This window comes from Clostridium aestuarii, assembly GCF_026735135.1.
GTDB lineage: Bacteria > Bacillota > Clostridia > Clostridiales > Clostridiaceae > Clostridium_H > Clostridium_H aestuarii.
Genome location: NZ_JAPQER010000006.1, coordinates 1 through 13478, shown reverse-complemented (window position 1 = coordinate 13478; position 13478 = coordinate 1). Strand labels below are relative to the sequence as shown.

Genomic DNA, 13478 nt, shown 5'->3' with positions numbered 1-13478 from the left:
TCTCCTATTAAAGGAGGCCCTTTATATATAATCTAAGCTATTGGAAATAAAATTCTGGAAATATAAACTACAAAAACTAAGGTGATTGTACTGAATAGTGTAGAAGTCATAACTGCTTGAGATGCGAAATCAGGTTTGTTGTTGAATTCTACAGCAATTAAAGCAGTATTAACAGCTGTAGGAACAGAAGCTGAAATTAATAGTGCTTGAGCCATTATTCCATTAATATTTAGAAGGCTAATTAAAATATATGCAAGAATTGGACCTCCTACTAATCTTAACATGTTAGAAAGATATACATGTGAATTTTTAAAGTTAAATTGAGTTTTAGATAATTGAATACCTAGTGTTAAAAGTGCAATAGGAACCATTCCATCTTTAATGTAAGTTAAAGCAGGCCATATAGGATTTTCTTGCATATTATATGGGAAAGTTTTTAAAATAATTGCAAGTGGAATAGCATATATGGTAGGCATTTTAAAGATACTTTTAATTGAATCTATCCAATGCATTGTTCCTTGTCCAGCGTTAAAAAAACCTACAGTGTTTGTAAAAATACTTTGCGTTACTAAAATTACTATTTGAGTGGTTAAAGCTAAGTTAAGGTAGGGAGTTTCACCGTTTATAATAAATGGAGTGCTGCTGAAGACTAAAGTTATAAGAGGAATTCCGATATTACCAGAATTATAAAACATAATTGAGTTTTTAAAAGCATTTTTCAAACTAATATCATATTTTAGTAAATTAGCAATTAATGTGCTGATTATATAATTTATTAATATTAGTAAAAGTGCAAATACAGTAACTTTTAACATTTCCCCAGGAATTTTAGTTGTATAAAGCTGCATAAAAGCAAATACAGGTACAAAAATATAGAAATTTAGTTTGCTTAGTGTAAAAATATTTAAAGCAAATTTTTTATCTATTAAATATCCTAAAATTATTAGGAAAAATATAGGTACTATATTATGAATTAAAATATAAGAAAATATTTGCATATAACTCAATCCTCCTAGTTTATAATACATGGTATTCATTCTATATTATCAAGTATTTTTAAGGTTGTCTATTTAAAAGATATATAATAAATTTTAAAAATTAATCACAAAATAACATAGTACACAGGTCTAATATTTTAAATTTACAGATGTTAGGAGGTAACAATGAATATGGAATACAAGAAACAGTTGTTTTATGAGTTTAATGAACATTTGATGAAAGATAAAAATCCATCAGAGTATTTTAATAAGCTAATAAAAGAAGACCAATTTCCTAAAATATACCCTTTTAATTTGTTAAGTGATTTAATAGATACTCCTCAATCAACAAAACATCATCCAGAAGGAAATGTTTGGAATCATACAATGATGGTTGTAGATATTGCTTCTGAAAAAAAAGTTTTAAGTGAACAACCACGAGTATTTATGTGGGCTGCATTATTACATGATTTAGGGAAAGCACCTACTACGAAGATTAGAAAAGGCAGAATAACATCTTATGATCATGATAAGAAAGGAAAAATTTTATCTGTGAATTTTTTAAAAGAACTTACTGATGAAGATGAGTTTATAAATAAAGTATCATTCTTAGTAAGGTGGCATATGCAAATTTTGTTTGTTGTAAAAGACTTACCTTTTGCTAATATAGGTGAAATGGTAAAAGAGGTTTCAGTTAGTGAAGTTGCGCTTTTGTCTTTATGTGATAGATTGGGACGTGGAAATATGACAATGGATAAATATGTTGAGGAACAAAATAACATAAAGGAGTTTTTACATAAATGTGAAGAATATGTGAGTAGAAATAATAGAGAATATGTTGATGAAAAGTATTGAGAAGATTTAGGCCCAGATTATAGGCAAATAATGCATTAAATGGATATGTGCATAATATAAGATGTGTTGTATCATATTTTGCAGTCATATATTTTTAAGAAAAGGTGGTTAATGATGATAGTTAATCAAAATAGAACTCCATTATTTGATGCTTTAAAAGAATATAATAAGAAAAATATTGTTCCTTTTGATGTACCAGGACATAAGCACGGAGTAGGAATACCAGAACTTACAGAATTTATTGGAAGTAAAGCTTTAGAAATAGATGTTAACTCTATGAAGTGTCTTGATAATATAAGTAATCCTATTGGTGTGATAAAAGAATCAGAGGAATTAATGGCTGGAGCTTATTCATCAGACTATGCTTTTTTTTTAGTAAATGGAACATCATCAGGTGTTCAGGCTATGATTATGAGTGCGTGCAGTACAGGCGATAAAATCATAATGCCTAGGAATGCTCATAAATCAGCTATAAATGGACTTATATTAAGTGGAGCTGTACCTGTTTATGTGCAGCCTGAAATTAACGATAGGCTTGGAATAGCTATGGGAGTATCTGTAGAGAATATGAAAAAAGCTATAGCCGAAAATACAGATGCCAAAGCCGTATTTTTAATTAATCCAACATATTATGGTGCTGTATCCAATATAAAAGAAATAATTAAATTAGCTCATAGATATGGAATAACTGTTTTGGTTGATGAAGCACATGGGGCACATTTTAGCTTTCATAATGAATTTCCACAAGAAGCGATGGAATTAGGAGCTGATATGGCGGCAGTCAGTTTACATAAGACTGGAGGCTCATTAACTCAAAGTTCAGTTTTGTTGTTGAATGAAGGATTAATTGATAGAAATACAGTTAAAACAGTATTAAATCTAACACAAACAACTAGTGCATCATATCTATTAATGGGAAGTTTGGATATAGCCAGAAAAATGTTAGCTACTAAAGGCTATAAAATGTTTTCTAAAATATTAGATACTACAAGAGAGGCTAGATGTGAAATAAACAAAATTAATGGATTATATGCTTTTGGAAAAGAATTAGTTGGAAATCCAGGTGTCTTCGATTTTGATGAAACTAAATTAGGAGTTAATGTAACAGGTCTTGGAATTACTGGATTTAAAGCATATGATATTCTTAGGGATGAATATCATATTCAAGTTGAACTTGGAGATGTATATAATATACTTGCTATTGTAAGTGTAGGAGATAGTGAGAAATCTCTTAGTGTACTTATAGATGCACTAAAGGATATTAGCCTAAAATATAGAGGTAGTAAAATGAATTTTGGTAATGTAACTTTAGAAAATCCAGAAATTATTGTATCTCCAAGAAATGCATTTTATGCAAGAAAGAGAATTATAGATTTAGATGAGTCAGTAGGAGAAATAAGTGGAGAATCTATAATGGCATATCCACCAGGCATTCCAATAGTTACTCCAGGGGAAAAAATAAGTAAGGAAATTATAAATTATATAAAATTTTTGAAAAGTCAGCATAGTATGCTGACTGACACAGAGGATCCATATGTAGAGCATATTAAAGTTTTAGGAGTGTAATTATTAAAGAGAATTAATATGGTTTGATTTTCAATAAGAATGGAGGAATAAACATGGAATTATGGTATACAGAAGAGCATACAGAAAATGTTAGATTTTCAATGAAAGTAAAGGAACATCTTTTTTCTGAAAAAAGTTCTTTTCAGCAAGTAGATGTACTTGACACATATGAATTTGGAAAAGTGTTAACAATAGATGGGCTTGTTATGGTGACAGAAAAAGATGAGTTTATTTATCATGACATGATTACTCATGTGGCTATGGCAACTAACCCTGATATAAAAAATGTTTTAGTTATTGGAGCTGGGGATGGAGGAACTGTAAGAGAGCTTACAAGATACAGTACTATTGAGCATATAGATATGGTTGAAATAGATGAATTAGTAGTTAAAGCTTCTAAGCAGTTTCTACCTATAACTGCAAGTAAATTAGATGATAAAAGAGTTTATTTATATTTTGAAGATGGTATAAAATTTGTAGAAGGAAAAGAAAATAAATATGATTTAATTATAGTTGATTCAACAGACCCTATAGGACCAGGAGAAGGTCTATTTACAAGAGAATTTTATAAAAACTGTTATGATGCATTAACTGAAAATGGAATATTAATAAATCAAAACGAAAGTCCATATTATGATAGAGATGCTAGAGAAATGAAGAGAGCTCATACTAAAATAAAAGAAATATTCCCAATAGCTAAAGCTTATCAATATCATATGCCAACTTATCCATCAGGACATTGGCTATTTGGTTTTGCATCAAAGAAATTAGACCCAATAAAAGATTTAGATACAGATAGATGGAATAGTCTAGGAATTAAAACTAAGTATTACAATACAGATATTCATGTAGGAGCATTTGCATTACCAACTTATGTTAAGGGGATGCTTGAAGATGCAACTTGCTAAAAATGTTTCTACATTTATAGGGTTTGATAATGAATATGACGAGTCTAAAATAGTTGTGTTTGGTAGTCCGTTTGATGGAACGACTTCTTTTAGACCAGGTACTAGATTTGCTCCTAATGTAATGCGAAATGAATCTTATGGACTCGAGACGTATAGTCCATATTTAGATAAAGACTTAGAGGATATTAATATATTTGATGCAGGAGATTTAGAATTTCCATTTGGTAATACAGAAAAAGTATTGACTGATATTAAAGAATTTACAGCAGATATAGTTAAAGATAATAAAATTCCAGTTATGATAGGTGGAGAACATTTGGTCACATTACCAGCTGTAGAAGCAGTATATAATAAATATAAAGAGCTGTATATTTTACATTTTGATGCTCATACAGATCTTAGAGATGATTATATGGGAGAAAAATTATCTCATGCATCGGTTATAAAAAGAATATGGGAGTTCGTTGGTGATAATAGAATATATCAATTTGGTATAAGATCAGGAGAAAAACAAGAATTTGAATGGGCAAAACAACATACAAGGCTTACTAAATTTTGTTGTGATGGGCTTAAAGAAGCGGTTAAAGAAATTGGAGATAAACCTGTGTATGTAACTATTGATTTAGACATTTTAGATCCATCTATTTTCTCGGGAACAGGTACTCCTGAACCAGGGGGAATATTCTTTAATGACATGATGGAAGCAATAAAAACAATAAAAGACTTAAATATAGTAGGGACTGATGTCGTTGAACTTTCACCACATTATGATAATAGTGGGGTTTCAAATGCAGTTGCCTGCAAGGTGCTTAGAGAATTAGTGCTGGCTACGGCTAAATAATAAAAATAACGCAAGTATAGGTTTTCTATATCTGCGTTATTTTTATTATGAATTTATTTTAATAAAAACTAAATTATAAAATTTTGTTAAATTCTAATTAAAGCACTACTATTTTATAGGAAAAAATATTATAATTTAATTAGTAAAACTTTATATATTTTAAAGGGGGTCCCTGACATGTTAAATGGTAAGAAAATCAGAGAATTTAGGGTGGATTTAGGGTATACGACTCGAGATATAGAGAAACTTACTAAAAGCACTAAGTATGAAACGTCTATTTCTAAGTCATACTTAGAGGAATTAGAAAGAGGGGATAAAACAAATCCAAGCTTTAATAAAATAGTAGTACTTGCAGATATATTAAGATGCAAAATAGATGAACTAGTAGTAAACTAAAAATGTTAATGACTAAGGAAAAAATATATATAATATATAAATTAGATCAGGTCATGAATTTTATATGACCTGATTTTTATTTTATTGAAAATTCAAGGTGTTGTTCATAATAAAACAGGTATTTTAAATTTTTAATTATGTGATTTTTAAAAATAAAAGGATATTATAAGTAAAAAGAATAGGAGGCAAAAAATGAATAGAAAGATTCGAATAATTTTATTAACAACTTATGCTTTAGTTGGAATGTTCTTTTTCATAACTAAAATAAATACAGGAGGAATGTGGCTAATAGTAGCAGCGACACTTATTATTTTAGCAGATATAAAGTATGCTTCTATTAGTGCAGCTTTTAGAAGCATGAAAAAAAACGATATAAATAAAACCAAAAAACTATTAAATGAAACATATAAAGTTGAATGGTTAAGTAAATCTTTTAGAGGTTATTACTATATGATTTTAGCTTATGTACAAACAGGTGAAGGTGAGTTGTCTGAAGCAGTAAAAAGCTATAATAATGCTTTAAAAAATGGGCTAAGAACAGCTAATGATGAAGCAATTATTTATTTTCAGTTAGCTGTTATTTGTATGGCGATTAATGATACTGAATTAGTAAAACAACATCTACAAAAGGCCAAAGAACTAAAACCTAAGAAATTATTAGTGGAAAAGATAGAAGAAGCAGAAAAAATGCTTAAAAAATTTGAATTAGGAAATGAAAATATGTTAGTACAATATTTAAAAAATCAAGGATTTAAGTTATAAGAGTAAATGTATAGAAATTTTGAATTAACGGAAAATTTAAAAAGTTATATAGAAATATATGCTATAATTAGGTACACGTTATGGAATTATAGGAACAATAAGGGAGTGTTAGGTGTGGGGAGGATAAAAGTTAAAAAGAAAACAACAATGAGAAAAGAATGGACAAAGAACATTATGATTTTAGTTAGTTGTATTTTACTGACTATAGGTATTGGACAGTTGTTAGTTATTCATGATCTAATGGAACAAATGGCGAAAAAATCAATACCAGCTATTACTGAGGCTATAGTGGATGAACTTAAAAGCAAAGATTATGCAGAGATTATAAAAAATAAAGATAATAAAGAAATATATAATCAAATAGATAAAGTATTTACAAAGGTTTATTCACAATCAAGAGATATGATTGATAATATGTACATAATAGTGTCAACAGATAATAAAAATTGGACATATGTAATACAAAAAAAAGAAGGAAGTGGTGCACAATTTGGTGATACGTTTAACAATAAAGAAGAAGTAGATACAATAAACAAAGTGCTTAAAAATGAAAAAATATTAGTTAAGAATAATAAAAGAAGTATAAAGAGTAGATTAACTTCAAAAAGTGTGTATATTCCTGTAAGACTTAAAGATAATATAAATGCAGTGTTATGTATTAATTTAAAAGGTGAAACTATGGTAAGAGCTGAGTCCATATTTGCAGGGATATTCTTAGTAAGTTTTATATTAATTTTAATTATAGTAAGAATTATTATTGGTAGAATGACTAAGAGGCAAACAAAATCCGTTGAATTGTTAGTGGAGAAGATGAGAGATATAGCTAATTTAGAAGGAGATTTAACTCAAAGAATTGAAATCCAAAGTAATGATGAAATAGGTGAATTGGCGGATTATACAAATAAAATGCTAGATACTTTTCAAGATATGTTTTTGAAATTTAGAAATGCATCACAAAATTTTCATAAAAGCGCTGAGAAATTGAATAATGTATTTAGCAATACAGTATTGGAATTTCAACAAATGAATATGGCTACTAATGATATGACAACAAGGATTACTGAGCAAACGGAAAAAATTTCAAATGCTTCAGATAAAGTTCACCAGGTAAATGATGCAGTAGCACAAGTTGCTGAAAATTCTCAATTAGTAACTGAACAATCTGTAAAAACTAATGAAAATACTGTTAAAGGAAATAAAGTAATGAATGAGTTGGAATCTCATTCAAATGAAATTATATCAGTTGTAGATAAAACATCAAAGTTAGTTGATAATTTAGTTGAAAAATCAAATGAAATAAATAGTATTATTGATGCTATATCTTCAATAGCTTCTCAGACAAACTTATTAGCATTAAATGCATCCATTGAAGCTGCAAGAGCTGGGGAACAAGGGAAAGGGTTTGCTGTAGTTGCAGAAGAAGTAAGAAAACTTGCAGAAGAATCTGCTAAATCAACAAAAGAAATTTCTATACTTATTCAAGAAGTACAAAATGGAATTGAAAATGCAGGGGATTCTATGGAACATGTAGCACAAAAAACTTTAGAGCAAAATAAATTTGTAGGTGAAGTTACAGAAAAATTTGAGGAAATAGCTAAGTCTGTAAATCATGTTTCAAATAGAATTGAAGAAGTATCTTCTGCTACCGAAGAAATGTCAGCTAATACTGAAATGATTACTGAAGAAATAGAAAGTTTAGCTAGTATTTCTGAAGAAAATACTTCTTCTATAGAAGAAGTAGCAGCAAGCATTGATGGCCAAGTACAAACTATTGAAAATTTAAAAGAAATGTCAAATGAACTTAATGATATTTCAACAAACTTAATAGAAAAGCTTTCAAAATTAAAATTAAGTTAAAAGGTTTAAAAATTCAATTAAAAAGTTAGAATTTAATTTTAAAATATAATATTGCATAATGTATGTAATACATATATAATGGTTAAGTTAAGGATATGAAGAATAAATATTTAAATATATAAAAAAAATTAAGATTTGGAATGTATGAAAAATCAAGATTTGGAAGGAAGGAACTATGGAAAAAATAAGATTTGAAGATTTGCCAATATCAGAAGAAATAAAAAAAGCAATTAAGGATATGGGATTTGAAGAACCATCTCCAATTCAACAACAAGCTATTCCCTTTGTATTAGAAGGAAAAGACATAGTAGGTCAGGCACAAACAGGAACAGGAAAAACAGCAGCTTTTGGTATTCCAGCGTTAGAAATGATAGACTATTCAAGTAAAGAACTACAGGTTTTAGTTTTATGCCCAACAAGAGAACTAGCAATTCAAGCAGCAGAGGAAGTAAATAAAATTTCAAAATATAAAGAAGATACAAAAGTTTTGGCAGTTTATGGAGGACAATCGATTGATCGTCAAATTAAGGCGCTAAAAAGAGGAGTACAAATGGTTATAGGAACTCCTGGACGTGTTTTAGATCATATACGCCGTAAAACTTTAAAAATAGAAAATGTTAAAATGGTAACTTTAGATGAAGCTGATGAAATGCTTGATATGGGATTTAGAGAGGATATTGAAACTATAATTAAAGATATGCCTAAAGATAGACAGACTCTTTTATTTTCAGCTACAATGCCTAAAGCAATTTTAGATTTAACAAAGAAATATCAGAAAAATCCTAAAATAGTTAAGATAGGTCATAAACAATTAACAGTTCCTAATATTGAACAAAAATACTTAGAAGTAAAAGAAAAGGATAAACTTGAGGTATTATCAAGATTAATAGATATACGTAATCCAAAGCTATCAATAATATTTTGTAATACTAAAAGACGTGTTGATGAGATAACAGCACAACTTCAATCTAGAGGGTATTTTGCAGATGCACTTCATGGAGATTTAAAGCAACATCAAAGAGATAGAGTTATGGGCAAATTTAGAAGTGGTATTGTAGAAATCTTAGTAGCCACAGATGTAGCTGCAAGAGGAATAGATGTAGAAGATGTTGAAGTTGTATTTAATTATGATGTGCCTCAAGATGAGGAATATTATGTTCATAGAATTGGTAGAACAGGTAGAGCAGGTAGAACAGGAACTTCTTATACATTTATATGGGGAAGAGAAAGTCGTAAATTAAAAGATATAGAAAGATATGCAAAAACAAAAATTAGAAGAGCGGAGATTCCTTCAGCTAGTGATGTGGAAGCAATTAAGATAAATGTATTTCTTGAAAAAATAAAGAATGTTATAGAAGAAGGACACTTAGGTAAATATATAGATTTTGTAGAAAATTTACTTGATGAAGATTTTACTTCTGTAGATATAGCAGCAGCACTATTAAAAATGTCTATGGGGGAACAAAAAAAAGAAGAAGTAGTAGATTTAAGAGATGATTTTAGTGAATTTGATACAGGAACAACTGGTGCGGAAACAGGTATGGTTAGATTGTTTATAAATGCAGGTCGTATTAACAAAATACGAGCTAAAGATGTTATTGGAGCTATAGCTGGTGAAACGGGTATTGCAGGTAAGGTTATTGGAAAAATTGATATTTATGATAAATATACTTTTGTAGAAGTTCCTAAGGAAAATGCAAGAGAAGTATTAAATATAATGAAAAATAATACTATAAAAGGTAAAAAAATCAATATAGAGCCAGCTAATTCAAAATAATATAATCATAAAATTTAAAAGTGAAGTTCTATATTACTGACAATAAAGGATGTTTTGGCAAAACTTAAAATATATTAACTTTTATCCTTCTGTAATTATAATCATATAATTTTAGACAACTTATATATAAGAAATCATTATCCAAACTTAATTTTACTATTTGAAGTATACATAAAAAACATATGTATAAATATCAAATATATTAATAATATAATAGTATATTAGATTATTAGGAGTGGTGAATTATGATTGTCGGAACTGCAAAAATTTATTTATATGCAAATTGGGTTCATTCACTCAAAGAAAAAAGGATGGTTGTAAAAAGTATTATAGCTAAGGTTAAACATAGATTTAATGTATCTATTGCAGAAGTTGAAAATCAAGATTATCATCAATCAATTGTAATAGGAGTTGGTTGTGTAAGTAATTCTACTAGACAAGCTAATAGTATTATACAAAATGTAATAGAATATGTTGAAACAAATACAGAAGCATTTGTAGAAAAAGTTGATATAGAAATCTTATGAAAAAGTTCAAATGATATATATAAGATTTAATTTAAAATAATGAAAGTCTAAATACAGTTTTGTATTTAGACTTTCATTATTTTAATATTCGTTATAATTTCTAATTGTATCAATAGAAAAGTATATACTATAATATTTTTAGTTCCTAATTTTATTTAAAACTTTAAGTAAAATTTCAGCCATTAGTGTATGACCCACAGAAGTTGGATGGATTCCATCTACATAAAGATCTGCTGTATTTTCACTATATATAAATGCACTATAAAAATCTATATATTGTATATTGTTTTCTTTTGAAAAATTTATTACCCAGGCTCTGTACTCTTTAAGTTTTTCATTTATTAATGAATAATTAATATTGGAAACCCAAAGTTGTTTTGCTATGTCTGGCTTGATAGGTATTTGTATACCTATAATAGGTTGTATATTATAGGTAGTTGCTTCTTTAATCATTAATTTAATGTTTTCCTTTACATTATTTAAACAAGAGTTTATAAGAAAATCATTAGTTCCTCCCATTATAATAACATTAGATGGAGCGTTTAAAACAACCTCAGTATGAAATCTCATAAGCATTCCAGCAGTAGAATCACCATTTGCCCCTTTGTTTATTAGCTCTACATTATTTAAACTGTTATTTATTAATGTAGTCCAACGATAATTTTTATTAACTCCATATCCAAAAGTTAAACTATCTCCTATACATACAATTTTCATTAAAAAAATCCTCCAATTTTAATATATAGTTTTGTTATATTAAAAATTAACTTAATTAAAGCTTTGTGTTAGTAAAATGTTTTTTTAATTATAGTTATATGAAACTTTAAAGTCTGAAAATTTATGATTATATATTATTTTAAAATTTGATTGGTGTTAATGTAGGATAATAAGTCTTTACTTGATATAATATGTTTTTTAGAGTAGCATATAAATAAGTAAATAACATAATTATATGGTTAATGTCAAATTTTCAGTTAAGCTATTTCAAATTAAATTATTATTATAAGTGAGGGAAAGTATGAAAGAATGGATTAGGTTTGAAGTAACTACAATAAATAAAGTAGGTATGGCATTACAGATATTAAATGAAATTTGTAAGTATAAGATAGATATTGACTCATTGGAAGTATTTTTTGCAAAAACAATAGTTAAAATTGAACAAGTAGATAATGATAAAAAGGAACAATTAATAGCGAATATAAAACGGTTAGATGGTGTTATTGATATTAGAGAAGTTGGACTTTTAGAATATGAAAAAAATGAAAGAAAAACTCTTGCTTTTATTGATTCTGTAGATGAGGGAATATTAGCTGTAAATAAAAATCTAGAAATAGAAATATTTAATAGTTACTGTGAGGAAATGTTTCATTGTAAACGAGAAGAAGTATTAGGTGAAAATGTGAAAAAACTTTTAAAATCAGATTCACCAATGATTACTTTGATGAAAACTGGGGAAAAATACGACAACATTGAAGTATACTTAAAAAATAGTAGAGGAGAAAGTCATTATTTAACTACTGGAAGACCGATAAATGATGATAATGGTCATACTATTGGAGCAGTTGCTTCAATAAGAGATATTAAAAAGGCTATAGAACTTGCAAATGTTGTTTCTTCTACTGAAGAAGGTGCTTTTAGTGGAATTATTGGTAATAGTCCTGCTATAGAAAAAGTAAAAAAAATGTCTACGGCTGTTGCTAAAAGTAATTCAACAATACTTTTAAGAGGAGATAGTGGTACTGGTAAAGAAGTGTTTGCAAGAGCTATTCAAAGTTTAAGCAATAGAAAGAATAAAAAGTTTGTTACTATAAACTGTGCAGCTCTTCCGGATAATTTAATTGAGAGTGAGCTATTTGGTTATGAAAAAGGAAGTTTTACTGGGGCTAGTAATACCGGAAAGGATGGACTTTTTAAAGAGGCTAATGAAGGAACTCTATTTTTAGATGAAATAGGGGAACTTTCTATAGTTTTGCAGGCAAAACTTTTAAGAGTTTTGCAAGAAGGGGTTATTAGAAAAATTGGTAGTACAAAAGAAGAAAAAGTTGATGTTAGAATAATAGCTGCTACAAATAGAAATTTAGAAAAAATGATTAGAGACGGTGAATTTAGAGAAGATTTATATTACAGATTAAATGTAATACCTATATATATTCCACCATTAAAAGAACGATTAGAAGATATTACTGCTTTGGTATCATTTTTTATAAATAAGTTAAATAAAACAACTAACAAAAATATCTCTGGTGCAAATTTACAGTTTATTAAGGAACTTATGAACTATGATTGGCCAGGGAATATTAGAGAACTTCAGAATGTTGTAGAGAGAGCTATGAATTTATGTGAAGGGCGTATTTTAATACTAGATAATTTAATTATAAATTTTGAACATAAATCTAAAGTTAAGAGTAACAATTATGAACCTCCAAAAGAGCTAAAATTAAAAGAAATTGTTGAAATACATGAAAAAGAAGCGATAATAAATGGTTTGGAAAAGTATAAAAGTTGTAGAAAGGTAGCTAAAGCACTAGGAGTTTCTCATACTACTATAATAAATAAAATTAAGAAATACAATATAAAGTGGAAAGAATAATTTACAGGTGTAAAAAAAAGTTTACATAAATCGTCAAAATGTGGTTGAAAACATTTAAAAAATTCATATAAAGACATATATTGTGTAATTATCAAATTAATTTATCAGTAAAATTAATAGTTTTATTAGCTATACATAAAGATTAAAAAATAATATTGAATTTTTTTGTTTTACGAACGAATATATATAAAAAAATTGGCATATTACTTGCTACCTAATATAGTGATGAATTATATTATGAATAAATTTTAAGGAGGCAATATAAATGAATAAAGAACATATGGCAAAAATGGGTGTTGCAACACAAGCTATACACGGAGGACATGCAGGAGACAAGCAATTTGGATCATTAGCTACTCCAATATTCCAAACATCTACATTTATATTTGATTCAGCAGAACAAGGTGGAAGAAGATTTGCAG

At 27.9% G+C, this 13478-nt stretch carries 12 protein-coding genes and 1 pseudogene; 11 read left to right on the top strand and 2 right to left on the bottom strand.

The features are described 5' to 3' along the window. Positions 1 to 32 precede the first annotated feature (32 nt). On the bottom strand, positions 33 to 998 hold the full coding sequence (locus OW763_RS12795) for an AEC family transporter (RefSeq protein ID WP_268041540.1): 966 nt from the start codon (positions 996 to 998) through the stop codon (positions 33 to 35). Positions 999 to 1169: 171 nt separating this feature from the next. On the opposite strand from OW763_RS12795, the gene OW763_RS12790 reads away from it, so the two are divergent. The 9 genes from OW763_RS12790 to OW763_RS12750 all read left to right on the top strand — a co-directional run bounded on the left by OW763_RS12790 (position 1170) and on the right by OW763_RS12750 (position 10466). Further along, positions 1170 to 1832 (top strand): HD domain-containing protein, encoded by a 663-nt coding sequence (locus OW763_RS12790; protein WP_268041539.1) that lies wholly within the window; start codon positions 1170 to 1172, stop codon positions 1830 to 1832. A 111-nt stretch (positions 1833 to 1943) separates the two neighbouring features. Further along, on the top strand, positions 1944 to 3398 hold the full coding sequence (locus tag OW763_RS12785; protein ID WP_336296897.1) for an aminotransferase class I/II-fold pyridoxal phosphate-dependent enzyme: 1455 nt from the start codon (positions 1944 to 1946) through the stop codon (positions 3396 to 3398). 53 nt (positions 3399 to 3451) lie between these two features. Further along, positions 3452 to 4306, top strand: coding sequence for a polyamine aminopropyltransferase (gene speE / locus OW763_RS12780; protein WP_268041537.1), 855 nt, complete (start codon positions 3452 to 3454; stop codon positions 4304 to 4306). Next, positions 4293 to 5147 carry an agmatinase gene (gene speB, locus OW763_RS12775; RefSeq protein ID WP_268041536.1) on the top strand — a complete coding sequence of 285 codons (855 nt, stop codon included), beginning with the start codon at positions 4293 to 4295 and terminating at the stop codon, positions 5145 to 5147. Before speE ends, speB begins: the two co-directional genes overlap by 14 nt. A 177-nt stretch (positions 5148 to 5324) precedes the next feature. Continuing rightward, the gene (locus tag OW763_RS12770) at positions 5325 to 5543 is read left to right on the top strand and encodes a helix-turn-helix domain-containing protein (protein ID WP_268041535.1); all 219 of its coding nucleotides are present in this window, start codon (positions 5325 to 5327) and stop codon (positions 5541 to 5543) included. Positions 5544 to 5735: 192 nt separating this feature from the next. Then, complete coding sequence (locus tag OW763_RS12765) at positions 5736 to 6305, top strand: hypothetical protein (protein ID WP_268041534.1); 570 nt, start codon at positions 5736 to 5738, stop codon at positions 6303 to 6305. A 114-nt stretch (positions 6306 to 6419) separates the two neighbouring features. Continuing rightward, on the top strand, positions 6420 to 8162 hold the full coding sequence (locus OW763_RS16925) for a methyl-accepting chemotaxis protein (RefSeq protein WP_268041533.1): 1743 nt from the start codon (positions 6420 to 6422) through the stop codon (positions 8160 to 8162). Between the two features lie 175 nt (positions 8163 to 8337). Beyond that, positions 8338 to 9939: a DEAD/DEAH box helicase gene (locus tag OW763_RS12755; RefSeq protein ID WP_268041532.1), complete on the top strand. Its 1602-nt coding sequence runs from the start codon at positions 8338 to 8340 to the stop codon at positions 9937 to 9939. Between the two features lie 245 nt (positions 9940 to 10184). Continuing rightward, positions 10185 to 10466 carry a DUF503 domain-containing protein gene (locus OW763_RS12750; RefSeq protein ID WP_268041531.1) on the top strand — a complete coding sequence of 94 codons (282 nt, stop codon included), beginning with the start codon at positions 10185 to 10187 and terminating at the stop codon, positions 10464 to 10466. A 138-nt stretch (positions 10467 to 10604) separates the two neighbouring features. Here OW763_RS12750 and OW763_RS12745 read toward each other — a convergent pair whose 3' ends face one another. After that, positions 10605 to 11183 (bottom strand): GDSL-type esterase/lipase family protein, encoded by a 579-nt coding sequence (locus OW763_RS12745; RefSeq protein ID WP_268041530.1) that lies wholly within the window; start codon positions 11181 to 11183, stop codon positions 10605 to 10607. Between the two features lie 301 nt (positions 11184 to 11484). Between OW763_RS12745 and OW763_RS12740 the strand changes: the two genes are divergently transcribed. Continuing rightward, positions 11485 to 13056, top strand: coding sequence for a sigma 54-interacting transcriptional regulator (locus OW763_RS12740; protein WP_268041529.1), 1572 nt, complete (start codon positions 11485 to 11487; stop codon positions 13054 to 13056). Between the two features lie 265 nt (positions 13057 to 13321). Beyond that, a pseudogene (locus OW763_RS12735) lies at positions 13322 to 13478 on the top strand (methionine gamma-lyase); the annotation flags it as partial.